The organism is Candidatus Thiodiazotropha sp. AKAK2 (assembly GCF_058244685.1).
The window spans coordinates 156,628-181,149 of sequence record NZ_JBSYOP010000033.1 but is presented as its reverse complement, the minus strand read 5'-3'; the positions used below and the strand labels follow the sequence as shown (position 1 = coordinate 181,149).

The 24,522-nt window shown below is 49.3% G+C and carries 15 protein-coding genes and 1 tRNA gene; 7 read left to right on the top strand and 9 right to left on the bottom strand.

Features of this window, described 5'->3' with window-relative positions; translation table 11 throughout:
- Window positions 1–16 precede the first annotated feature (16 nt).
- Window positions 17–424, top strand: coding sequence for a GNAT family N-acetyltransferase (locus AC4IE8_RS16070; protein ID WP_068995586.1), 408 nt, complete (start codon window positions 17–19; stop codon window positions 422–424).
- A gap of 21 nt (window positions 425–445) precedes the next feature.
- Here the strand turns inward: AC4IE8_RS16070 and AC4IE8_RS16065 are convergent, their stop codons facing one another.
- The 4 genes from AC4IE8_RS16065 to AC4IE8_RS16050 form a co-directional block, all read right to left on the bottom strand.
- Window positions 446–1,594 (bottom strand): hypothetical protein, encoded by a 1,149-nt coding sequence (locus AC4IE8_RS16065; protein WP_490791461.1) that lies wholly within the window; start codon window positions 1,592–1,594, stop codon window positions 446–448.
- A 42-nt stretch (window positions 1,595–1,636) separates the two neighbouring features.
- Entirely contained in the window at window positions 1,637–2,416 is a 780-nt protein-coding gene (locus AC4IE8_RS16060; protein WP_068995588.1) for an outer membrane lipoprotein-sorting protein, read from the bottom strand.
- Entirely contained in the window at window positions 2,413–4,695 is a 2,283-nt protein-coding gene (locus tag AC4IE8_RS16055; RefSeq protein ID WP_490791460.1) for an efflux RND transporter permease subunit, read from the bottom strand. Before AC4IE8_RS16055 ends, AC4IE8_RS16060 begins: the two co-directional genes overlap by 4 nt.
- 97 nt (window positions 4,696–4,792) lie before the next feature.
- Window positions 4,793–5,386, bottom strand: a complete 594-nt coding sequence (locus AC4IE8_RS16050; RefSeq protein ID WP_490791459.1) for a TetR family transcriptional regulator C-terminal domain-containing protein — start codon at window positions 5,384–5,386, stop codon at window positions 4,793–4,795.
- A 280-nt stretch (window positions 5,387–5,666) separates the two neighbouring features.
- Here AC4IE8_RS16050 and AC4IE8_RS16045 point away from each other — a divergent pair, with 280 nt between their 5' ends.
- The 4 genes from AC4IE8_RS16045 (at window position 5,667) to AC4IE8_RS16030 (ending at window position 12,854) form a co-directional block, all read left to right on the top strand.
- Window positions 5,667–5,864, top strand: coding sequence for a nodulation protein E (locus AC4IE8_RS16045; protein WP_068995591.1), 198 nt, complete (start codon window positions 5,667–5,669; stop codon window positions 5,862–5,864).
- The gene (locus AC4IE8_RS16040; protein WP_068995592.1) at window positions 5,861–7,756 is read left to right on the top strand and encodes an AAA family ATPase; all 1,896 of its coding nucleotides are present in this window, start codon (window positions 5,861–5,863) and stop codon (window positions 7,754–7,756) included. The genes AC4IE8_RS16045 and AC4IE8_RS16040 overlap by 4 nt, the downstream gene beginning before the upstream one ends.
- 6 nt (window positions 7,757–7,762) lie before the next feature.
- On the top strand, window positions 7,763–10,279 hold the full coding sequence (gene hrpB, locus AC4IE8_RS16035; protein WP_490791458.1) for an ATP-dependent helicase HrpB: 2,517 nt from the start codon (window positions 7,763–7,765) through the stop codon (window positions 10,277–10,279).
- Window positions 10,280–10,493: 214 nt separating this feature from the next.
- A complete protein-coding gene (locus AC4IE8_RS16030) occupies window positions 10,494–12,854 on the top strand; it encodes a hybrid sensor histidine kinase/response regulator (protein ID WP_490791512.1) in 2,361 nt (786 codons plus the stop codon).
- A 135-nt stretch (window positions 12,855–12,989) separates the two neighbouring features.
- On the opposite strand, the gene AC4IE8_RS16025 is transcribed toward AC4IE8_RS16030, so the two are convergent.
- Together AC4IE8_RS16025 and AC4IE8_RS16020 are read right to left on the bottom strand one after the other, a co-directional pair.
- Window positions 12,990–14,909: a response regulator gene (locus tag AC4IE8_RS16025; protein WP_068995595.1), complete on the bottom strand. Its 1,920-nt coding sequence runs from the start codon at window positions 14,907–14,909 to the stop codon at window positions 12,990–12,992.
- Window positions 14,906–15,964, bottom strand: coding sequence for an HD domain-containing phosphohydrolase (locus tag AC4IE8_RS16020; RefSeq protein ID WP_068995596.1), 1,059 nt, complete (start codon window positions 15,962–15,964; stop codon window positions 14,906–14,908). The genes AC4IE8_RS16025 and AC4IE8_RS16020 overlap by 4 nt, the downstream gene beginning before the upstream one ends.
- A gap of 1,133 nt (window positions 15,965–17,097) precedes the next feature.
- Between AC4IE8_RS16020 and AC4IE8_RS16015 the strand changes: the two genes are divergently transcribed.
- Together AC4IE8_RS16015 and metA are read left to right on the top strand one after the other, a co-directional pair.
- The gene (locus tag AC4IE8_RS16015; RefSeq protein WP_068995597.1) at window positions 17,098–17,943 is read left to right on the top strand and encodes an ATPase; all 846 of its coding nucleotides are present in this window, start codon (window positions 17,098–17,100) and stop codon (window positions 17,941–17,943) included.
- A gap of 1 nt (window position 17,944) precedes the next feature.
- The gene (gene metA / locus AC4IE8_RS16010; RefSeq protein ID WP_490791457.1) at window positions 17,945–19,009 is read left to right on the top strand and encodes a homoserine O-succinyltransferase MetA; all 1,065 of its coding nucleotides are present in this window, start codon (window positions 17,945–17,947) and stop codon (window positions 19,007–19,009) included.
- Between the two features lie 107 nt (window positions 19,010–19,116).
- Here the strand turns inward: metA and AC4IE8_RS16005 are convergent, their stop codons facing one another.
- The 3 genes from AC4IE8_RS16005 to AC4IE8_RS15995 all read right to left on the bottom strand — a co-directional run bounded on the left by AC4IE8_RS16005 (window position 19,117) and on the right by AC4IE8_RS15995 (window position 24,183).
- On the bottom strand, window positions 19,117–20,748 hold the full coding sequence (locus AC4IE8_RS16005) for a DUF1501 domain-containing protein (RefSeq protein WP_490791456.1): 1,632 nt from the start codon (window positions 20,746–20,748) through the stop codon (window positions 19,117–19,119).
- Between the two features lie 25 nt (window positions 20,749–20,773).
- A complete protein-coding gene (locus AC4IE8_RS16000; RefSeq protein ID WP_068995599.1) occupies window positions 20,774–23,623 on the bottom strand; it encodes a DUF1800 family protein in 2,850 nt (949 codons plus the stop codon).
- 483 nt (window positions 23,624–24,106) lie between these two features.
- Window positions 24,107–24,183: transfer RNA gene (locus AC4IE8_RS15995), tRNA-Asp, on the bottom strand.
- Window positions 24,184–24,522 lie beyond the last annotated feature (339 nt).

Below are 24,522 nucleotides of genomic sequence, written 5' to 3'. Positions count from 1 at the left end.
AAACTCAGAGTCTGTTATGAAGCTGAAGATAGAGATTAATGGGGATATTGGAAAAGAGGAAGTGGTAGCGGTGTATCGTGCCAATGGCTGGTCATCGGCGGAAAAACCGGACAAACTGTTGGCGGCACTGAGGCACTCTGATAACCTGGTAACGGCCCGTATTGATGGCAGGTTGGTGGGTATCGGTAATGCCATATCAGATGGTCATCTGGTGGTCTACTATCCACACATGCTGGTTGACCCGGCGTATCATGGACAGGGGATCGGACGTAAGATGATGAACTCCATGATGAATATCTATCAGGGATTTCATCAACAGATGCTGACCTCGGATAAAAATGCAGTTGGCTTCTATCAGGCGCTTGGATTCAGTCGGGCAGGTAACACGGAGTCGATGTGGATCTACGAGGGGCAGGACCACTGATTGGATTCGTTCTGACAGTGGCTAAAAAAAGCGTGTTAGGGTGAGCTCCGCATAGTCATCCCGGCGTAAGGAGTAGAGGGGGTCCTGTTCCGCGATATCCGACCATAAGCGGATTTGCGCGCTGGTTTTCCAATCACTGCCGATGCGGCGGCTGGCTTCAAGATTGAACATCCAACTGTCTTCATCCATATCCTTGATAACACCAGCCAGTAATTCGCTGCCATCCACGTCATTTGCAGTGAGTCGAAAGCCGATAAAAATGTCATTCTGAAACGGTGTGGTCGCATCATCCCCACGGTCGTCATAGAGGTATTCACCCAGTAGACCAAGATCCATATCGGTGTCGGCAATGCCGACCAGGGTATACTCGAATCCACCGGTTGCCGCATTGTAACTGCCACTGTCGATGGATCGATGAATCGCCTCCAGTTTCCACAACCAATCCCCTTTGGTGGCCTGCAGATCGAGACTGGTTTGACGCATCTGTTCATAAAACGGTATCAGGCTGATCTCACCCCGGTTACTGATTCTGGGTATCAACAGGGGATCCCGACTGGTACCGTTAAAATGTGCCAGGCCGATGTCCCAGTCACCGATATAGTGTGACCAGCGCAGAGCGAAGTCCAGGTGTCTCTCTTCCCGGTTCGATTCATACTCTGCATGATCCTGATCGACCGGTGGGTGGGATCTTAAACGGCCCTCTTCCCCGGGAAAGGTTCGTTCACGAAAACCGATCAGAGTGTAGAAATCGAGGATACCCCAATCCTGCTCCAGTGAGAGCTTGATCAGGGGCTGGCCAAGCTTCTGTTCACCATCGGGATTCTCCACCAGGTCTGTCTGGTTGATGGTGTCCACCAGATGCAGCGCTTCGGTCACTCCCCAAAAGACTTTGCCGACACCGGCCTGTGCCTCCCATCGGTTTCCGGCATAGGTCCAGATCAGCTCGCGGATGTCAGCATGGGTCCGCTCCTCGTCTTCGCTGTCCCAGCGAAAGAAGGGTACCACCAGCAGACTCTGATTACCGTTGTCCCAGCGTTGATAGTATTCAGGCTGAAATGCCAATGAGATGAGATGATCCGATTGCTTCTCGTAAGCGGCATCCTGAGGGAAGTAACGCCCTTGCAATTCAGCATAACCACTCCACTCACCGGCCGATAACAAGCCAGGCATCAGGCAAACAATCCAGCGCCATAATCTCACGCTAATACGCTCCTATCTGGCCCGCTTCAGGCTGTTCTTATTGAAATCCGCATCGGTGAGGCCGCTGCGGAAATCGTACTGTTTCCAGGTCAGCAGAGTGCTTTTACCTGTCTGGTGGTTCTCCATGTACATCTCATCGGCGCGCCAGTATTGATCCAGATATTGTTGATAGCCACGAAACACCAGGGTCTTCAGCAGGACGTTTTTTCGATCGTAGTAGTCGATCTTAATCGGTATGTAACGCTCCTTGTCAACCCACATCTGCTGGCGTGTATAGCCTGAATTGGGGTCAACCGGATAGCGTTCCAGCAGTAATGAGGCGATGCCTTCGTGCGTACTCTCTTCGATGAACTTATAGGTGTATTTTTCAACCTCCTGGGAAGAGATATCTTCATAGGCGAACTCGCTGCCCATGAAGGGACCGGACTTGTTTCTGGAAGCGATTCGTTTGACCCGCTTGAGTGCTGGAAGATAGAGCCACTGATCATCATCGCCAGCCTTATGCGAGAAGCTCAGCAGTGCAGTACCCTTGACGTCTCTGGGTTCATCAAAGACCACCAGAGTCTTGTCTCCATCGTTCTCCACCTCCAGGGTCTGATTGCGCATATCCCGCAGACTCTCTTCACCATGCCGGTTTTTCAGCAGCATGGTCATGCTGGCCTTGAAATCATGGAAACCGGTATCTCTGGTATCCACCTCTTTGGCGATCTGAAGACCCCGCTCTTCGGCTGTCATTGCCAGGGTGACTGCCGGTGTGAGCAAAAGCGTTGCAAGTATCAAGCTGAGCTTCATGGTTTTTTTCCTCCGAAATAGATCAGTAGCGGGGGTAGAAAAAGAAAATCGGCAACCAGAGCCAGGCCCAAAGTGATTGCAGTCAACAATCCCATGCCGGCATTGAGTTGGAAGTGGGAGAAGGCGAGAATGCCGAAACCGACCATCAGTACCAGGGAGGTTACCCAGAGTGCCGTTCCCACGGTAGAGAAGGCATAACGCACCGCATCTTCCCCGGACATATTTTTTTCGCGCCTGGCCCTTAGGTATTTGCTGAGAAAATGGACGGTATCATCGACAACGATACCAAGTGTCATGCCGCTGACGACAGAGAGCGCCAATCCAACTTCACCCACGGTCAATCCCCAAAGACCAAAGGCCATGCCCATGGGCACCAGGTTCGGGATCAGACTGATGCCGCCGATTCTCAACGAGCGCAAGGCAACCACCAGAATCAGGGAGATGATGATCAGAGCGGTGGTGGTACCTTTGAGCATCGCAATGATGTTACGGCTACCGATATGGGCAAACATCACAGAGGGACTGGCGCCATCAATGCGCATCTCAGGTGCGTTTTCCAACAGCCATTGCTGCGCGTCCTCTTCAATCTGCAGCAGTTGCTGGGTTGAAATGCTCTCCAGAGTGACGGTGAATCGGGTCGCGGATTTCTTCACATTGATCTGATTGTTGAGGTCCAGGCCGAATGGCAGGGAAAATTCATAGAGCAGCAGATACTGCGCCGAGAGATCCCGTTGCTCCGGCAGGCGGTACCAACTGTCATCGTCACCGTGCATGTTACGATTGAGGCGTTTCATGATGTCGGTGATCGTGTTGACGTGAAGGACATGGGACTGCTGCCGGTACCACTGGGCAAATCCATCAACTTTACGCAGAAAATCGGGATCGCTGATACCACCGGTTTCACCGCTCTCCAGCGAATACTCAATCAGATAGATTCCGGTAAGATTGTCGGTGGCAAAATCGGTATCCTGACGAAAATCGATGGTTTCATCGAAATACTCGACAAATCTGTCATCCAGGCGATTGTTGGGTATCTGGGCGATCAGGAACAGAATCAGTATGCCCATCCCCCACAGCAGCTGCTTTTTATTGCGGATCACGAATTCAGCGAATCTCACCATGGCCAGACTGCCCATGGTGTCGCCACTCAGCGCTTTTACCGGTAGCAGCATCATCATGGCAGGGAGAAAGGTGATTGATAACAGGAAAGCCAATACCACCCCCATGGCCGCCATATTGCCCAGATCCCGAAATGGTGGTGCATCACTGAAGTTGAGACTGAGGAAACCGATGGCGGTGGTCAGGGTAGTGAGAAAAATCGGTTGCAGGTTTATACGCAGACTTTCCATCATGGCCTGATATTTAGCTTCACCCTCTCGCATGAAATGGAGAAAGTTGACCAGTATGTGGACACAGTCTGCGATTGCCAGGGTCATGATGACGATCGGTACCGTGGTTGTCGGGGGAGACATCTTGATACCTAACCAACCGGTCAGTCCCATGGTGGCGATAATCATCAGCAGAATGATGATGAGAGTGGATATGGTGCCCGGAATCGACCTCAGCATCAGCACCAGTACCAGGATAACCGCTCCGAACATGATCGGATAGAGACTCTTCATGTCATCCTGGGAAGCGGTTGGAAACGCATTGTTCATGACCACCATGCCGGTCAGGTGTACCTTGATATCCGGGTAGCTGGCCTCCAGGTTTTTCGCCATCTCTTTAACCTTCGCCGCTACCTCCGGGACTTCGGTCAATTTCTTACCCGGTAGCTGTACGGTGACGTTTACGCCAGTCGTGTGAGCAGATGGAGAGATCAATCGATTCCTCAGAAGAGGATCATTGGTGGCGATTTGTTGCTTGGTGGCCAGCTCCTCGTCACTCAGTGAGGCTGGGTTGAGCACCAGATCCTCTACGATCAGGTCATCCCCTTCGGCATAGGTGTGTTGAAAATTGGTGATCGAGTCTACTCGGATGGAGTAGGGTACCTGCCAGGCTTCCTTGGTTAACTCCGATACCGCAATCAGGGTTTCACGGGTGAATACCTCGCCATCCTGTGGTTCGATGACAAACAGCACGTTGTCATTCTTGGTGTAGGTATTCTGCAACATTTCGAACGCTTTCAGCTGTGGATTCTCTTCACTGAAAAACATCCGGTAGTCGTTATTGAAGCGTAGGTGCTGCACACCACTGCCCATCATCAGACTGACTGCAACAGTCAATAGGATCACTAGGATCTTGTGCTTTAGGACAAACCTGAAAAAGGACTCACTCATGATCTACACCCTGTCGACGAAATATTGTTGATATTATGACGTTCAATCCATGCTTACTTTTTCTAAAGCTTCATTGCTGAGTCCTGCTGAACGGGTTTCAGCAACGTAGGCTGTCGAGATAGCCTACCAGGCCCTGTGCGCACCGTTTCAACTCATCGATGCTTTGTGCATTCTTTGCTATACCCAGACAACCCTCAAGTGATGCCAGAATGAACAGTGCGGCATCGGCAGGATTGATGGACGCTTTTACCGCACCGTCCTGTTGGCCATCACGGAGTAGTTTCTCGATACTCTGTTGCCATTTTCGATAGAGGTGATCGATCCGCTGGCGAAATCCCGGGTCGATCGGTGACATCTCCTGTGCCAGATTGTTGAGAGGGCATCCCTGGTCGATCTGCTGACTGGTAATCTGTTGCCCGGCCAGCTGAATCACATCGATCATGACGTCGATTGGGTGTCCGGATTGCTGTATGGGAGTGAGCCACTCCCGATCCAGCTTCTCGCTGATTATCTCATCGATTACCGCATATCCCAGCTTCTGTTTACTGCTGAAGTGGTGGTAGAGAGCGCCTTTGGTCACGCCGGTTCTCTCCAGTATGGTGTTCAGGCTGGCCGCCTGAAATCCATTTCGGTAGATCTCTTCGTAGGCCGCTTCGAGTAGAGCTTGGCGTGTTTTATCGGCATCTGCCATGGTTTTCACAGCTCGTTGAACTGGAACATACCGACCAGTATGTATGTCCCGGTCAAATTTGTCAAACCTACCTAATGTACTGTTGTTTGCTGGCTCGAATCACAATCTAGCGAGAATTATGGAGGCACAAACCCGAAAAATCTTTTCTGAGGTGTATCCCAGTGTAACAAGTTGTAACGCCTGAATGATGACCTCTTGCCCAGAACTCCCTATACTTGGCAGGGCCGCTGCTATCAGGATGTGGCGGGGCTGACGGTATACAACAAGAAAGGGGGATCGTATGTCGACGTCTGAACAGGCAACCCAGGATGAAATGATGCAAATTGGCCCATCTGCGAAAGAGTTTATGGACTATTGCAATGCTGAGCGGGAGCGTCGCTTGAATTCAGGGGAGTCATTTGACGAGCAGTCCTTTGATCAGGCCATTGAGATGGTGTTGAACAAGCTTCGGGTTCTGGCTGACGAGGGTTGGTCATGATCATACATTCAGTTAATGCCAGTAATGTACTGAAATACAGCAGTCTGAAGTTACCAGAGATCCCTGAGCAAGGATTGATCGCCATCTCCGGGGCCAATGAATCAGGCAAAAGCTCGATCGGTGAGACCGTCTGTTTTGCGCTCTTCGGCAGGACCTTTTCGTTGGGTCCTGAAGAGTTGACCAAAGTCATACGCTGGGGTGAAACCCATTGCGAGGCACAGCTTGAATTCACCTGTGGAGATGGCGTGCGCTACAGATTGGAGCGCTTCCTCGATGATACCGGGAATCATAGCGCCCGCCTGGCCCCTGCTGGTGCGAACGATGATGATCAGGTGGTGCGTGGGGTTGAGCAGGTGGCAGATCGGATCTATCAGCTTATCGGTTTCGAATATGAAGAATTTGTAGAATCCTTCTATCTGGCTCAGCGGGAGATCACAACCCCCCATCCTCACAGTTATGCGGTTAAGACCATGGCCGGACTGGTGACCCTTGAGTATTGTGATGCGGCCTGTCAGGAGGATCGGGATGATGCTGAAGAGGAGTTGAGCCAACGACAGCAGGAGCTGGATGGATTACAACAACAGATGGTCGAGCTGGATATCGATCCGTCACTGATGCCAGGCCTCGAGAGTGAACGTCAGACGATTTCCCGACAACTTGATGATACCCAACAGCTGATGGAAGAGCTGGATACGGCATCCACGGCCTATCAGGACGCCATGCCGATCCGCGCCAAATCAGCTTCCAAGGCTGGCAGTGCAGGGTTTCTCAGCCTGATCTTATTCTTGATCGCCGCCGTTGCCGGTGGTGCCTGGTACCTGCTGACCAACATGCCGGAGCATGAGTTGTCAGTCCGCTTGAATGAGTGGTTTGTGCAGATGGTTCCTGACTGGGGTGAGGCAACAATGCCCTGGTTGTTATATGCAGCGGCTGGCGCTGGTCTGCTGTTTTTGATCTATTTGATCCGCCGGGGGGTATTGAAGCGTCGAGTGGCAGCCTATTCAGAGACCGCTTCAAACCTGGCAGACGTTCTCAATCGGCTGGATGAAGTGCCATCAGAAGTTGTGCCTGATGAGACACAGGATACTCAACTGTCAGCTGTTGACGCCGATCCGGATGAAATCACTACCGATACAGCTGTTGTTGAGGAGACTCCCGCGATCGTTGATCGTGCCGCACGTAGCCGTTTGGTCTCCCGGATCAGTGATTGGTCAGCATCGGTTGCGGAAGTTCGGGACAGTGTTGCCAGTGAGTTGGATCAGCTGAATAGTGTCTTGGAGCAAATCCGATTGCGTGCCGATGATCTTAATCAGTCGATTGGCATTGAACAAGAGCGATTGGATAGGGCGGCAAGACTCAAAGAGATGATGGCCAGCCTGAATGAGAAGATCGATGAGCGACAGCAGTACATTCAGACTTGTAGTCTGGCTGATGAGTTGATTCGGGGAACCACCCGGGAAGTCTCACACCAGTTTAATCGCAAACTGCGGGGATTGGTCAGTAAGACACTTCCGCTGTTTACGGAAAATCGATATGAGCATCTGCAGATTGATGATGACCTGACGGTGCGAGCCTTCTCCAGCGAGAAACGGGATTTCATGGATCTGGATGAGATTTCCAGTGGAACCCAGCGGCAGATCATGCTGGCAGTAAGATTGGCACTCTCCCAGGAACTGGTCGCCCGCGCCGTCAAAGGGGGGCAGTTTCTGTTTCTCGACGAGCCTTTTGCCTTCTTTGATGAGAAACGAACCCGCAGTTCACTTACCGTGCTGCCAACTCTGAGTGAAGAGCTCAATCAGATCTGGATCGTGGCACAGGATTTTGCCGATGATCTGAAATTTGATCTGCATGTGCAATGCGACCGGGATACTGATCATCTGCCGGTGGCATAGAGTTGAGTGATAGAGCTACCAGTAAAACAGGTCATCACAGAACTTTCTGAAACCCTGGCGACTCAGGGCCGGGCTGTGTTAAGTGCGCCGCCCGGCTCCGGTAAAACCACCCTGGTACCTCTCGAACTGCTGAACAGCCCCTGGCTGGATGGAAACGGAATTCTGTTACTCGAACCCAGGCGTCTCGCCGCTCGGGCGGCTGCCGCCAGAATGGCCAGTTTGCTGGGTGAACAGATCGGTGAACGAGTCGGCTATTCAATACGTCTTGAGCGAAAAGTTTCCCGCAACACGCGCATCGAGGTGGTGACCGAGGGGATTTTGACCCGCCGTTTACAACAGGATCCGGAACTGCCCGGGGTAGGGCTGGTGATCTTCGATGAATTTCACGAACGCAATCTACACAGCGACCTCTCACTCGCACTGACCTTGGATACACAGCAGGGCTTGCGTGAAGACCTGCGTCTGTTGGTCATGTCGGCCACCCTCGATCAGCAAGCTGTCAGTAGGTTACTGCATGATGCTGTCGTTATTCAGGCACAGGGAAGGCAGTATCCGGTAGTACATCATTACCTTGATCAGGCAGTAGACAAAAGCAAAATTGCCGAGCAGGTTGTCAGGGCAATCATCAAGGCCTGGCAGGATGAGCAGGGTGATATATTGGCATTTCTTCCTGGTGTCGGTGAAATCCGTAGTACTCAAAAGCTGCTCGAAGCACAGATGAAAAACCAGCCCCAGCCTGTTCTCATCTCTCCTCTGTATGGAGATCTCGCAAAGGAAGATCAGGATCGCGCCATACTCCCCGACGCACACAACAGACGCCGTATTGTACTGACCACCTCAATTGCGGAAACCAGTCTGACGATCGAGGGTATCACTGTGGTGGTTGATGGTGGCTGGTCCCGTATGCCTCGCTTTCTACCGGCGCTCGGCTTAACCCGGTTGGAGACAGTTCCGGTCTCAAAAGCCGCGGCAGATCAACGTGCCGGTAGGGCTGGTCGCTTGGGTCCCGGGGTCTGTTATCGCATCTGTAGTGAACCTGTCCATAACCGGTCGTTACCTCATCACCCAGCGGAAATTCTGCAGACCGACTTGGCGCCAGTGGCACTGCAACTGGCCAGCTGGGGTATTTCAGATCCAACTCAGTTGCAGTGGCTTGACCCGCCTCCAAAGGGGGCCTTCTCACAGGCTGTGACTCTGTTACAGAGACTCGGTGCGGTCGATCAGCAAGGAATGATCACAAAACTGGGCAGGCGTATGGCTGAATTACCGACCCATCCGCGTCTGGCGCATATGCTGATGCATGCTCCGGAAGATCAGTTGCAATTGGTCAGTGATCTTGTGGCTCTGATTACTGAACGGGATCCTTTATCGATCCGAGAGGATGGTAGTGATTTAGCCTTGAGACTCACTCTGCTGCAACAGTGGCGGGAAAGGAACCTCACAAAATCCCGGCATAGAAGTGCCTGTCGTCATCTTGACCGGATCAGTAGGGATTGGATGAGGCGATTACGGCCCAGTGGGGGAACCAGATCAGATGATCTGTTATCGGTAGGGGAGCTGCTGGCTCTGGCATTTCCCGACCGTATCGCACAACGATCCGCACATGGTCGTTATAAATTGGTCACCGGTCGGGCGGTGCGGCTTGCAGAAGATGATCCACTTGCCGGGGAAGAGTATTTGGTCGCAGTTCAATTAGATGCCGGGCAAAATGAAGGGCGTATCCGACTGGCTGCATCCATCGGTTTGAAGGCGTTGCATGGACTGCCCGAAATTACACTCGAAGAGAGATCGGTTGTTTGCTGGGATCCTAAGCAAGAGCGGGTAAGAACCTCATCCGAGATCTGTCTTGGGGCACTGGTATTGAGTCGGGAAAAACTCACCAATCCCGATCTTGAAGCCGTTAAGGCCGCCATGATAGAAGGAGTACGGACGATGGGGATCGAGGCCTTGCCCTGGTCCAAGGCTGTGCGACAATGGCAACTCAGAGTCAATTGGTTGGTTGGCCGGCTGGATGACCCGGAATGGCCGGACCTATCGGATCATTGGCTCTATGAAAATCTAGAGAGCTGGTTAACACCCTGGCTTGAAACGATTCAGAGCAAACAGCAGTTACAGCGCCTGGATCTGCAAGCCGTTCTTCTGGCCCGGCTCTCCTGGGATCAGCAACAAACCCTGAGGTCATTGGTGCCAACGCATCTTACCGTTCCCAGTGGTTCAAAAATCCCATTACGATATAGCGCCGATGAAACACCGGTGTTAGCAGTAAGGCTGCAAGAGCTGTTTGGGCTGAATGACACGCCAAGGATCTGTCAGGGCAGGGTGCCGGTAATGTTGCACCTACTCTCTCCGGCACATCGGCCGATACAGATCACTGATGATCTTGCCGGGTTTTGGCAAAGAACCTATGCTGAGGTGAAAAAAGAGCTGAAAGGTCGATATCCAAAGCATTATTGGCCAGACAATCCTCTGCTTGCAGAAGCAACTCACAGGGCGAAGCCCCGCAAGTCGGGCGGTAGTGGTTGAATGTCGAGCTAAGCTTGGTTTATGGGATACGAGTTCGGAATAGCACAAGATGTGGTCAAAATTTTGGAATAGATATAGAGGCCAGTTCAATCAGGCGCCAGATCGGGAATCTGAGCAGTCGATTGTCAGATTGATAATCGCTTTGGTATTGTGCCTGTATACTGTCTACGTCTACCTATTCATACCCTCGGAAAGTAGTTCCACACTCGTGCAGATGGCGCTGCTCTATACCCTCTGCAGCTTGATTATCATCATGGTGATTGCGTGGAAGCCCCTGGTCTTCACTATCCGTCGTACAATCACCATGTCATTCGATGTCAGTATGATTACCCTGGCGATGTGGATCGGTGGTGAAACCACCTCGATGCTCTATGTATTCTATCTTTGGATCAGTCTGGGAAACGGATTTCGTTTTGGCACACCATCTCTCTATTTCACAAGCACACTATCCACACTTGGATTTGCTTCCGTGATATTGATCAGCGACTTTTGGAAAGAGCAACAGGTTCTGGGTATTGGACTGTTACTCGGGCTGTTGGTTACAACACTCTATGTTGCTCTACTGCTGTTGCGGATTGAGCGTGAAAAAAAGCGTGCTGAAGCATCGAGTCAGGCAAAGAGTCGTTTCCTGGCCAACATGAGTCACGAAATACGTACTCCCCTGAATGGTGTGGTCGGGATGACCGATCTGCTTGCAAGAACGCCAATGGGATTGGAACAGCGAGAGATCATGTCGACCATCCAGGCATCCGCGGAGACACTACTCAATCTTATCGAGGAGGTTCTCGATTTTTCCAAGATTGAGGCTGGCAAGGTTGAGGTAAGGCTTGCTGACCAGGATCTATCCGAGCTTACAGACAGTGTGATATCGATGATGAAACCGACAGCCGATACCAAAGGTATTGAGCTGAATTGCTGGATAGACCTGGATATCTCTCCAGTAATCAAAACCGACTCAAAGCTGCTTCGGCAGATTCTGATCAATCTGTTGAACAACGCAATCAAATTCACCGACCAGGGCGGCATCGTGTTGAAGGTAATGCCATACACATCAGCGGAGAGTGAAGATAGTGTTCCTAGATTAATGTTTGAAATCATAGACACGGGTATCGGTATTTCTGAGGCCCAACAAAAACGGATTTTCGAATGGTTTGAACAAGGTGATGATTCCGCTACCCGCCGCTATACCGGTAGTGGCCTCGGTACAACGATTACCAAACAATTGGTCGAGTTATTGGATGGAACCATAGGTTTGGAGAGCCGTTTGGGGGAAGGTAGTCGTTTCTGGTTTCAGATACCAGCTATTTCCAGTGACAATCCTATTGACATAGAACGCTTTCAAGATGCCAGGGTGTTATTGTTCACCGATCTCCTATCTGGAAAGCAGGAATTGCTGGATGGATTGCAGGAGTGGGAGTTGGACGTGAACGTCTACACTAACCTTTCAGAGGGATTTCTCGAGTTGCTCAATGCCGTTAAGGTTAAGGAACCCTATGATATTGCAATACTGGATGAGACTCATAGCGATCTTGCTGATGAGGAGTTGGTTCATACCATCCGTGCAGAGCAAAGCCTGGACGATCTTGGATTGGTTTGTGTTACCAACTACTCCCCAAATCTTCAGAATGAGAACAGATTGTGCCATGAAGGCTTCAGTGCGGTGGTAACCACTCCGATTACTCCGGAGAAGGTACGCCATGTTCTGCAATATGCCTTAAAACGCAAAACCAGCACCAATTTACCACCCAGGATTTTCACCTCTGCCGAACATAACATTGCCAAACATGCCCGTATCCTTCTTGCAGAGGATAATCCGATCAATCAAAAGGTAGTGAAAAAGATCCTTGAGTTACAAGGGCACCAGATTGAGGTGGTCAGTCATGGTCAGGATGCCATTGAATTATTGAAAAATGAAACATTTGACCTGTCAATACTTGACCTGCAAATGCCGGATATTGGGGGGGTTGACATCATTAAGGCCTATCGCTTGATGGAAAAGCAAGGGCCTGCCATACCCTTCATCATTCTTACCGCAAATGCCACTCGGGAGGCTGCAGAAGAGTGCGAGGCTATTGGTGTCGAAGCCTATCTCACCAAGCCTGTCAGGTCTGCGCATCTGTTGGATGTGGTCAAAGAGATATTGGGTGGTGACTCCACTGAAGTGATAACCGATACCATAATCGATTTTCCGGTTCGTGCAGCCAATCAGGAAAAGAGTGGAAGAATTCTGGATGTGACTACGCTGAAAGGTCTCGAGAAGTTGAGTAAGGATCCAGAATTCATGTCGCACTTGGCGGATAGTTTTCTACATGATTCTGAAGCGTTACTGACCTCAATGCATCAAGCAATCGAGTTGCATGACGTAAGAAGATATAAGGATTGTGCCCATGCATTAGCAGATAACGCCTCAGGTATCGGGGCCTACTCTTTGATGACGATTTGTGCTTCAGCTTCCCGTATTGAACAGCCGGAGTTGAATGATCAGGGTGTTAAGCAGATGACCCAGATCTCTACAACCTATGGCTTAACCTGTCAGGCGTTGCGTCATTATCTGAATATCAAGAATTCTGACTAGGGCGCATTGGATTCGTGTTAACAGGCCCTAGCAGGCCCTAGTCCCCCTTGATTCGTATTCCCCGGAACCTGTCAACTACTATCCACGCATCAGTAGATGGCTCGTCTAGGCTTGCAGCAGTCTGATGATGAACTGCTATTTGGAGGGGTTGCTGTTTGGTTCCGATTGAATGGCTGATGCTCTTTGAGATAGATAGTGAGTATAAGCATGCAAGGTTAAATTGAACGTCTGTTGCAATTCACTCAGCAGATCTGATCCTTTGTATTCAAATTCTCGGGCAGAGAGTTTTGAGGCCTGTTGACTGAGCTCGTAGAGTAGTATGGCCCCCAGTTGACCAGCACTATCCAGGAGTATTTGCGCCTGATCAAGAAATTTACCGAGCTGACGCTGGGCTACAGCACGCTCCATCTCACGCAAAATAGAGCGGCCTTCGGATTCAAATATCTTGAACAGTTCATTGATGAATGAGATGCCGCTGTCCAGTTTCTCCAATCTCAACAGAGTCATGTGATCAAGCAGCATGGCATCCTGAATTTTATTGTTCTTAAACTGTATCGGATCTGTTTTACGTGAGACATAGGTCAAATTCTGCAGATCACCCTTATCGAGTGCGGCAAGAATTGAGAGGAGTACCTCTTGTGGTGTGATCGGTTTAAACAGACAGATATCAACCCCGATACTATGACAGAGATTGAGCGTTTCTGGATTCTCTTCATCTTCCATAAAGATAAACGGAACCCATTGTTTGTAAGGGGTGGTAAATCGATGAAGCTTGACTACCTGAGTGCCGCTCATGATGGGTAGTTGAAGATTGATGATGGCTAAATCAAAAAAGTGTTCTTCAAGTGCATCCAGAGCCTGGTCACCATTATCAACCAAATGAATGTTATACCCCGCCTGAGTCAAGGCGTGGCTTAACGAATCCCGCTCATGTGAAGGTGAATCTGCCAGTAAAATCTCTTTTTGGCGGGTGTAAGCCTGTTTGGTGGTACGGTGTTTAACCAAACTTACAACATTATCACAGGAGGTGTACGTCTTGTTGTCGTAACTGATGATGCTGAAAAGTTGCTCTTTGGTCCATGGGGATTCGAGTAGGGTATGGTAGCCTGCACGCAACAATCTGTGCGCATACTTCTCATTGTAAAAAGATGTTTGAATACAGATCAGTCGAACATCATCAAGTAGTGGTTCATTCTTGATCAAGCGAGCCAATGAGAGTGGCTCAATATCCAGATTTTCTCCATCAACTATGAGAAAAGAGTAGGGGGTGAAAACCTCTCCCTGACTGCGAGAGAGCATGTGTTTGAATGCCTGCAGGCTGTTACTGCAGGTTGTCGTTTCATGTCCCCAATCGAATAGTTGGCGGGAGAGCAGGGTTATGCTGCTTTTGTTACGGGACAATATCAATATACGTTGAATATTGCGTTTCACAGGCTGTCCGGTAAATTGCTGTAGTTCTGCAGTTGATTCAGTCTGTTCCGCGGGCTCCTCTTGCAGTTGAGGTAATGTGGGCAGCTCTTTTTGGTCCTGTTTGTCCTCTTTCGAAGCGCCATATCTGCGTATGGAGACAAGGGCAGGGGGTATTAGCGCAAGGACACTTAGTAGTAATGCTTGTAGCAACTCCAATTGCAGTGCGAGATGCAGTGTAGTGGACAGCATAGTAAACGCTGTTCCAATTCCTACCCAAAGGTAGGGTCTGCCAAAAAAGCGTGATGCAAAAATCAAAACACTGCTGAGAGGTAACAGGAGCAGCGCTGAACCGCCAGCAAAGGTGATCAGCCCAAGAAAAAGCTGATCGAGCGTAATTGATAAATTGCGTTTGATTGGGCTGGAGGAATAGAGACATTTATAGTGCTCTATAAAACGGAGCAGCAGGAATTGACAGGCCAATACCAGCGTAGTGAGGCTAACCAGCGTCGATGTGGACCACAGATAGGTCAAAGTCAAGCCAACAAATGCGACAAAGCTGACAAATGAGCTCAGGCTGTAATAGACCTGATCACTTTCATGTGAGGCGGTCTCAGGTCTCCGTGTCGTGACTGTTTGCTCGTTCAAGAATGCATTCCTTCGAGGTTTCCACGCAGGGCATAGTGGATGGCCTCCACTTCCTGCATTTCACTGAGAAATGCATCTGCGCAGTCTGGATCAAAATGGGATCCTCTCTCTTGGCTAATATAGTCAATGGCCTTTTCTATTGACCAGCTTTTTTTATAGGGTCTATCTGAGACCAAGGCATCAAAAACATCAGCAACTGCCACAATTCTGGCTTCCAGAGGTATTTCATCACCGTTCAAATTATTTGGGTAGCCCTTTCCGTCGTACTTTTCATGATGGTTCAGAGCAATGATCGCTCCAGTTTGAATATACTTCGATAAGCTGTCTTTGAGTATTTCGTATCCAAGTAGCGTGTGTCGTTGCATGATTTTGAACTCTTCCGCGGTCAATTTACCGGGTTTGAGCAGGATAGCGTCGGGTATACCAATTTTGCCTATATCATGCATAGGAGCCGACTGCGCAATCAAATCGCAGCGTTCTTGAGATAATCCGAGTTTTTTGGCGATAAGCAGAGAGTACCTGGAGATTCTTAAAATATGATTACCGGTATCTTCATCCCGGTATTCGCCAGCCTTTGCCAGACGCATCAGGGTTTCTTGTTCCCGGTCGTGAAGCTCCTGGGTGGTTTTGCGTATCTCCTGTTCCAGTAGAAGCGCTCGATCTTTGATCATTTTCCGCTGATGACTCATGGTCAACATGTTGTTGCAGCGGGCTTTGCACTCAGTATGATCGATGGGTTTGGTGATGAAGTCGTTGGCGCCGGATTCTAGGGCAGAGTAGCGAACCGACTGGTCCTCCACGCAGGTTACAATCATAACGGGTACGTCGCTGCAACCCGGTATGCGCCTTAACCACTTAATAAACTTTATACCATCCATCTGAGGCATTTTGTAATCGGTGATCACGAGGTCTATTTCATGGGTTTTGGCCCAATCCAGCGCTTCAGTGGGATCAGCGAAACAGGTAGACGAGACATCAGCATCAATTGAACCGACCAATTCTTGAAGAATCATACGGGTTATTGATTGGTCATCAATGATAAGTACATGGGGCATAGTGATCGGTGTTTGCAGTCTATAGGTGGATTCTGTGCTTGCTTGTCCCTGTCTGTTTCAATAACGGCTAACAGTCTCAATGCTTGATTATTTACTGAATTTCATTCAGAAACTCAACAGCCGTTGAAATTGGTGCTCCTTTCTCCATTGTTGCCGACTGGTATGATCTTTGGGTCTGATAGATAGAACTAAAGTGCCTCACAATGATAGTGAATTAACTTCCCGAAATGTTAACTTATTTTACAATTTAACGCGACTTTGATCAGTGATAGAGATCCGGCTTATGCATCAACTCTGTTTAGCCGGTCGAGTGGAAATGGAATAGTTCCCCTAGCGTGGCCATCTAATCATGTCTTCAAGTTTCAGCGCTCACTTTGAACTCGGCCTGGCTCAATAACAAGGATCCTGCGCTTGTTAAAGGAGAGAGGGTGATGTAACTCCACTACCAGAAGCAATCTGCATCACTGAAGAGATAACAACCGATGATGCTTACAATGGCCAGTTCCGGACTGCCATCTTGGAGCTGTCTTGATATATGCTGATATTCTGAAAAAACAGTTGGTTGACAGAGATGTCTCATGTAAATATTACACCGGATACCGGCTTAATTCAGAGAAAGCTCTGAGGCGGTCGAAGTGTGATGGACTATGGGTATAGCTCAACTCAGGATGAGCCGGCCAGGGGTACTGAAGGGTGATCGTAACGAACTCGGCCTGAAGCCATTCAGATCAATGCCAGCTTATTTTGATTTCACAGACTGAATCGGCCGCGTAACGACGCATCCATCTAAGTTCTGAATCCTTTTTGCCAGTCAGAAGAGCCTATCGTAACAGGGGCAATTGTCAAAACCGGGTGCGAGCCACCCCTGGGTTATTGCGGCAATCTATAAATACCTATTAACATTATGAAAAGTCTATGAAAATAGCTTGTTTTGGTGTTTGGCGGTGCGGATGATTCTGGATGACTTTCTTCAGCAAATCTCTAAGCGGAGCATGTTCAGATAAGACCCAACAGACAAAATAATTGAGAAACGGTTGATAATGATTATCATTACTTTAATTTTGACTGTATGACTTTCATCCAACCTGGCTTCTCCGTAGAATGTGTGCCTCTTGCGATAGGAGAAATTGGCAGTGAGATTGAGCCCGGAACAATTCCGTAATTGGGATAGAAAATGTGTCACCCTGATGGGCATGTCTGGTGTGGGGAAGACACGGCTTTCAAATCTACTGCGGCGCAATGATTGGTTTCACTACTCCGGAGACTATCGAATCGGTACCCGCTATCTTGGTGAGGCCATTCTGGATACCATCAAAGAGCAGGCGATGAGTGTGCCTTTGCTTAGAGACCTACTCCACTCAGATTCGATCTTTATCCGCAGCAATGTCACGTTTCATAATCTGAATCCGGTCTCTACCTTTCTTGGTATGTTGGGTGATCCTGAACTTGGTGGGTTGTCTTTGACCGAATTCAAACGGCGACAGAACCTGCACAGACAAGCAGAGATTGCTGCCATGTATGATGTGCCTGCATTTATGCGTAAGGCAAAACTGATTTATGGCTATAACCACTTCATAAACGATGTGGGTGGCAGTCTTTGCGAGCTGGATGAACCGGGACTGTTAGAGTTTATTGATGATCATTCACTCATACTCTATATAAGAGCCAGTGAGGAGGATGAGCAGTCATTGATCGCTCGATCAGTATCCCATCCGAAGCCACTCTACTACAGAGAGGCTTTTCTTGATCAGCAGTTGACTGAGTACATGGAAAGCAAAGATGTGGACTATGTTTCCCTTATCGAACCGAATGACTTTACCCGGTGGGTATTCCCAAAACTGTTCAGAGCCAGAATACCACGCTATGAATCGATTGCAGCACAATATGGGTACACAGTAACCACCCATGAGCTTGCACAAGTTAAAAGCGAAGCCGATTTTCTCACGCTTCTGGAACAAGTAATCGAGCGGGAGTCCTGAAATGCCATTGGTAGCACATACAAAATTACCGACTTTTGATCGTCTGCGAGAGGAGGGTCAGAACGTTCTCTCGCCTGACAGGGCGACTCATCAGCATATCAGGGAGTTGCATATCGGTCTGTTGAACATGATGCCCGATGCGGCGATTGAAGCCACAGAGAGGCAGTTTTTTCGTCTGGTTGGTGAGGCGAATCCGATTGCCCAATTCTTTATTCATCCCTTTACCCTGGATGTGCTACCCCGTGGTGAAAAAGCAAAAGCGCATATCGATGCATTCTATGAATCCTTTGAACAGATCAAAAAGGGTGGGCTGGATGCCTTGATCATTACCGGTGCCAATGTTACCCATCCGGACCTGGCTCAAGAGGATTTCTGGAAACCGTTGACCGAGGTTGTCGACTGGGCCCACGAGAACGTAACCTCGGTGCTATGTTCCTGTCTTGCGACCCATGCTGTGGTGCAGTCCCATCATGGTAAGCAACGCACCCATATGGGCGACAAGCTTTGGGGTGTTTTCAGTCATCGGGTCAAGGATGCATCGCACCCTCTGGTGAATGACGTCAATACCCGATTCGATGTACCACATTCACGCTATAACCAAATATCAAGAGAGCAATTTGATCAGGCGGGATTAAAGGTGCTGGTTGAGAGTGAAGAAGCTGGGGTACACCTGGCGGTCAGTGGGGATGGGTTTCGTGTGGTCTATTTTCAGGGACATCCCGAATATGACACAATCAGTTTACTCAAAGAGTATAAGCGTGAGGTCAATCTCTATATTTCAGGTGTTCGTAGTGACTATCCTCCGTTCCCTGAAAACTACTTTAGTCTGAGAAGTCAGGCCATCTTCGATGAGTATCACGAGAGGATCGATCTGGCAAAAAAACTGGGAAATGCGATACCTGAGTTTCCCGAGTCACTGGTTATCGAGAGGCTGGATAATACCTGGCATGACACGGCAGAAGCGGTAATCGGCAACTGGATAGGTCTGGTTTACCAGGTCACTCATCGGTTACGAAATCAGCCATTTATGGATGGTGTCGATCCAGATAATCCCCTCGGACTGTAAAAGTCCCAGCAGGACGTATTGGTTAGTGTTAACAAGCCCTAACAGATTCGGCCTGATGCAAAGTCTTCTGTCAGGGGCAGTAAGCATGGCTGATGAGCCTGCATTTTCTACACAAAGATTGGTGCAAAGGCAGTTTCGATACCAGCCCCGGTTTGGAAGTTCCTGATGTTAGGAAACAGATCAGGAATCTGGCTCTGATCGACACCAAACCATTGTGTGAGTGGTGCGTTGACCTGATCCTGGGAGAGGGTAGGGATCATCCGTCCTTTGTTACTGTAGTCATCATTGCCTGACAATAACATCTCTGGTAATTCGCCGATCATCTGTCCACCATGGAGTGTTCCGGAATCACCGCGGCCATATCCACCCATAATCAGCTGATGTGACCCCCAGGCATGGTCAGTTCCATCGCCGTTGAAACTCAACGTGCGCCCAAAGTCGGACATGGTGAAACTGGTGACACTATCAGCATAGCCGAGTTCCTCCATCGCTTTCTGGAATTTCCATAAGCCAAGGCTCAACTCCCTGAGAAGCAGAGGGTGTTGTGATACCTGGGTGGCATGCGTATCAAATCCACCGAGTTCAACAAAAAAGATCTGTCGATTGAACTCAGCACCCAAATTTCCTGATGCGCCAAGATGAATCATTTTGGCCACCGCTTCCAGTTGGCGGATCAGATTGCCACGAATTGACTGGCTAAAGCCAAGTTGTACCGCGGTAGGAATATCGAATAGAGCTTCACCATAGGAGCCAGTCGTTGCATAGTTGATATCCAAGCTGTCCCAGCTCTGCTTCAATTGATCAAAGGTTGCGACAGCGTCGAGCTCCTTGTTGTTATAGAGCGTTCTGAAAGGGTCTGTTACGCTATCCGTCCTGTCAGCTCCGAATTGAAGTCTTGTTGTGGAGCCTTCGATACCTGCCAGGGCATTAAAAAGTGCCCGGCGATCGGTGTTGGTGTTGCTGTCTTCACTCAAGTGGTTGATTTTTGGAACATTACCTGGATTAAGAACCAGAGGGGATGAGCTGTTACCAATTAACATGCGATCATTTCCGGCGTAGGAGATGTTCAGGCCCAGAGGGCTGTTCTGATTGATGTTGTGCCATTCATCGGCAATCTTTCCCGCCCAGCCGATATCATTCAGATTATTCGCCTGACCGGTTTGCAGAATGCGCTGCTGATGATTGTGGGCGAAAAGATAGACAGGGAGCTCTGCACTATCATCAATAATTTCATCGCGGGTGACAGGTCTGACAAGGGTGCCGCTGTTTGCCAAAATTGAGGTTCTGTTGTCGATGATCAACTGAGCCAGTTCCGGCATGACGCCATTGACACCCAGGTCAATACCTTTGCCACTCAAGGGGTAGATGCCCCGAGTATAGGCCGTGCTCTGATTGAGATTCTGATTATAAGGATTCTGTTGTCCTGCCCCAAGCACCCCGTGATTCAGATTGCCACTATTGGTGGTTACCTGGGCAATACCGAGATCAGAATTGTTGACTGCCAGGCTTCCCCGAACCTCAGCATACGGATCATATCCTTTGTTAGCATCTGTTGAGGTGGGAATCAGCATATTGAAAGCATCATTGCCACCATACAGAAAGATACAGACCAAGGCTTTGTAGTCATTGAAATTCGGTGCTGCGGCGATGGCCTGCCTGGGGAGTGCCAGGCTACCCATACTGCTGATACAACCAAGACTGGCCAGTGATTTCAAAAATTCACGACGATGCATTGCCATATTAATATGCTTCCTTACTGGGTGCCTATTTTTGAATCATGTAGGCGCTGGAGGTGGTGATGAAAATGAAAGCTTCCTGAACGATTCGCCTGGCTCTTTCGAAATTATTACCTGAATTGGTATAGTTGCTGGTCATCAGGTAGTGTTTTAGGGCATCACGGTATTCGTCGCTCATCTGACTGCCAAGCAGTTGCAGATCCAAATGGTCTATCAGCGCATTGATCCCTCTGGATTTTGGCGTATCACCATTATTGTCCGTAATGTCATCTTTGAGGTTTGAAAAATCACCATTTGAGTCATTCTCAAGTGCTTGTTCGAACAGCCGGAGTTCAGTGTCGAAGCTGGTTAACAGTGAGAGGCTGTAGTATTTACGCAAGTTGGCAAACTCACTGAGAGATTTTCCACTATTTTTAATGATCCTGTTTTTTTCAAGATTTGATATCAGGAAAACCACGAGATTGTTGTAATCCACAAGCATTTGTGAAGTCTGGATTTGAAACTCCGGGCCAACCAGTTGATGGCTGGTGAAGTAGGGATCACTCGGTACATGGCCGGGGCTGTAAAAGTTGAAGACGGATGGTGCACGCATCGCAGCCTGGTTGATCTGGTTTTCAGGCTCCCGGTACCAATAGACATGATTCATGGCAACATTTTGCTTGCTCGACCAGCCATTCAGTGGTGTGACATGAGCGGCGCGGAGTAACTGGGTTATCGCCAATAGAGGTTCTTTGGCTTTGCCATAGGCTGGATTTGACTGATAACTCTCATCGCGTGCCTCCGGATCGAGCAGGATTCCACGTATGACCGCCTTCAGGTCTCCTTTTAAACCCTGCCCGTTATCGTTGAAGATGCGGGCAACACGAGCCACATAGTTTGCCGAGGGATTGGAGGTTACCAATCTCTGGATCAGGTGTTTACTCACGTACGGGGCAATGTTGGGATGGGCAAATAATCTGTCCAGGGCACTGTCCAGACCGCTTTGATCCGAACCGGAATTGAGCGACAGGGTTTGTCCCATCAGGGTGATCCTGCCATCGCCACCTTCCGCTGCCTCATCCTCGTGCATCGAGGGATTGAAAACCATCGGTACGGTATAGTTGCCACTGCTGGAGCGGAGCTGACCGAAATTATTGTTATCAGCGAGATCCCATCCCGTCATTACCTTTGCCAGTTCTTCAATATCGGTCTGTGTGTAAGTGGCAACGGTATGGCTGCCCTGATCAGGATAGGTTGTATGATTGCCATCCCTGTTTGGTGAACCGTCCAGATTCAGCTCATACAGTCCAATGGTAAAGAGTTGAATGATCTCCCTTGCAAAGTTTTCATCGGGGCGTGAACCCGTATCCGGATCGGCTTTGCGATTGCCCTGGTGGGACAGATAGACTCCCATCGCGGGGTTGGTGGAAATCTCTTTCAGCAGCTGTCGATAATTACCAAAAGCGTGTTTTGCCAGAAGATCATAATAGACAGCCAGGGATTCACCTCGACTCATCATCGTTGGGCTGCTGGTGGAAACAACAAGTAGCTGGCTTAAAGCATAAGCGATGCGTTGTCTTAGTTGGTCCGTGCCGATTTGTTGACGGTTTGGCGCTGTAGCACCCAAGGCGCTCTCCCACCAGGCGGCCATCTGATAATCCTTGACCGAGCTGCTGTGAGGCTGTTGATTGAAAATCTGATTGCTCTCATACCAATCAACGCCGGGTTCAGCTTGCAACGCAATCTCTTGGGTCCGTTCCAGGTGGGTTTTCCAACCGTCCGTTGGGCTGCTATAGGCGGAGTTCATATTCAGTTGATGGTCGATCCAACCACTGATGCCAAGGCTTTTTACCCGCCCTATCTCACTCTGTATCGGGCCGAAGGTAGTCTGCAGTAATAAGCGATGCGCCATTTCATCAGTCACGGATTGTGTCTGCTCTATGTTCAGAATGAACTGGTTTTCAGTGACGTTGAGGCCGTCAGAAGCCGTTATGACGATCTGATATCGATTACCCAGCTCCTCCCAGGAAGGGGACCCTGAGATGGTTCTTGTCTCTGTTGTATAGATCAGCCAGTAGGGGAGACCCGTCACATGATAGGTCAAGTCGTCACCATCCGGATCCATAGCCTGAAAAACCAATGTATAGAGTTCATCGATGGCGATCGAACGACTCTGGCCTGACTGGGTGAATTGTGGGGCTTGGTTTGAGGGGCTAATTCGGATGGTAACTTGAGCAGGTTGGGACTGGATACTGCCATCTGAAACAATGTAACTGAATTGATCTTGCTCAGCATCCGAGCCATTGTGACGATAGGTCACAATGGTGCCATCGACTGAGAGTTGCAGGGAGCCATATTGTGGATTGGTCAGGTGGGTGATTTGCAGTGGATCCCCATCAGGATCCTGATCATTCTGAAGCAGGTTCAGCGGGATCTGCGCTCCCGAATCAACTTGAAACTGGTCATTCACGGCGAGGGGGCGTTGATTGACAGCGGTTGGGGATGGTGTGTCCTCTGCGTTCTCCTCTGGACTGGCTTCACTGCTTTGTATGGTCAGAGCAACTGTTGCTGGTGCAGAGTCTACAGCGCCGTCAAAGGCGGTATAGGTAAATTGGTCCTCGGCTGTTTCGCTTCCATCATGCTGGTAGAGTACCGAGCCATCAGCCTGAAGCGTAACCCTGCCTCTCTCCGGTGAGGAGAGATTGGTAACCTCCAGGGGATCACTGTTGGCATCGCTATCGTTGTCCAACACTTTGATGAGAATGCTATCCCCCTGTGTCAGGGTAGCACTATCATTTTCTGCTTCAGGGGCGGTATTCTCTTCTATACAACCACTCAACAACAGAGAGAGAAGAAGGCAGAGGATATTATTGGGTGAAATCTTTTTTAACGCATCCATATTGCTGTGTTGGTCCCTAATGTCATGATGACAGATCGAGGATGATTATGTGATTGGAATGAAGGTTAGGTAGTTCTCACCCGCAATACTGTGGTTTGTATCAAAAAATATGATGAAGAAGTTCACAGGAGCAGGGTCTTACAACAAATATTCGAGCCTGCGACAGATTTAGAATCTGATCGAAATGGGTAACAAACGAACTATCCTAAAGAATAAGGAAGTAAATGCCTACTAGGGATTCTATATATACGCAGGCTTTGTGAAGGTGTTGCTTGAGGGTAGATGCCAATAGGGAATTTGACTCGATGTATGCGGCAATCTGCCATAATCTCGGCCGATCATTGCCTGGTTTTCGTACAGGTGTAAGCCACCACTTCGCTCACTTGTTAGTAGAGAGGATCCATTTCTACAAAATGAGTGTCGGGCGATAAAGGCGATTATTGGGATAGGTATTGCTGACGACTGGAAGAGGCTGCGGGATAGTGGCGGAGCGGACGGGACTCGAACCCGCGACCCCCGGCGTGACAGGCCGGTATTCTAACCAACTGAACTACCGCTCCGAAGACAAGAGCGCGATAGTGTAAGGGAAATTTCTCCCAGATCAACCGAAAATTAAAAAAAGATGTCAGTTTGGGTTGAAAACCATTAACAATGGTCTGTTAACACGATTCCAATCGACCCGGCAGGGTCAGTTCTCCATTCAGCAATACAGAATGAATGGGGGCTCTCTCTTGGCACCTGGGGCTGATTCTGTTGTTGATTTTAAAATAGTCTCAAACCCAAATGGCGGTGCTTTAATTTCTGTACTGAAATGGCACCACTCTGGGTTGCTTATTCCTCATCTGGAGAAATCTAATGTCCTCTCTTCGTGGCTCCTGAGATGCTTAATTAATGTAGCC

What these genes read in the sequence shown, in the direction of transcription:
- AC4IE8_RS16070 (WP_068995586.1), top strand. Translation starts at nt 17, where the DNA reads ATGAAGCTGAAGATAGAGATTAATGGGGATATTGGAAAAGAGGAAGTG.
- AC4IE8_RS16065 (WP_490791461.1), bottom strand. Translation starts at nt 1,594, where the DNA reads ATGCCTGGCTTGTTATCGGCCGGTGAGTGGAGTGGTTATGCTGAATTG.
- AC4IE8_RS16060 (WP_068995588.1), bottom strand. Translation starts at nt 2,416, where the DNA reads ATGAAGCTCAGCTTGATACTTGCAACGCTTTTGCTCACACCGGCAGTC.
- AC4IE8_RS16055 (WP_490791460.1), bottom strand. Translation starts at nt 4,695, where the DNA reads ATGAGTGAGTCCTTTTTCAGGTTTGTCCTAAAGCACAAGATCCTAGTG.
- AC4IE8_RS16050 (WP_490791459.1), bottom strand. Translation starts at nt 5,386, where the DNA reads ATGGCAGATGCCGATAAAACACGCCAAGCTCTACTCGAAGCGGCCTAC.
- AC4IE8_RS16045 (WP_068995591.1), top strand. Translation starts at nt 5,667, where the DNA reads ATGTCGACGTCTGAACAGGCAACCCAGGATGAAATGATGCAAATTGGC.
- AC4IE8_RS16040 (WP_068995592.1), top strand. Translation starts at nt 5,861, where the DNA reads ATGATCATACATTCAGTTAATGCCAGTAATGTACTGAAATACAGCAGT.
- AC4IE8_RS16030 (WP_490791512.1), top strand. Translation starts at nt 10,494, where the DNA reads ATGGCGCTGCTCTATACCCTCTGCAGCTTGATTATCATCATGGTGATT.
- AC4IE8_RS16020 (WP_068995596.1), bottom strand. Translation starts at nt 15,964, where the DNA reads ATGCCCCATGTACTTATCATTGATGACCAATCAATAACCCGTATGATT.
- metA (WP_490791457.1), top strand. Translation starts at nt 17,945, where the DNA reads ATGCCATTGGTAGCACATACAAAATTACCGACTTTTGATCGTCTGCGA.
- AC4IE8_RS16005 (WP_490791456.1), bottom strand. Translation starts at nt 20,748, where the DNA reads ATGGCAATGCATCGTCGTGAATTTTTGAAATCACTGGCCAGTCTTGGT.
- AC4IE8_RS16000 (WP_068995599.1), bottom strand. Translation starts at nt 23,623, where the DNA reads ATGGATGCGTTAAAAAAGATTTCACCCAATAATATCCTCTGCCTTCTT.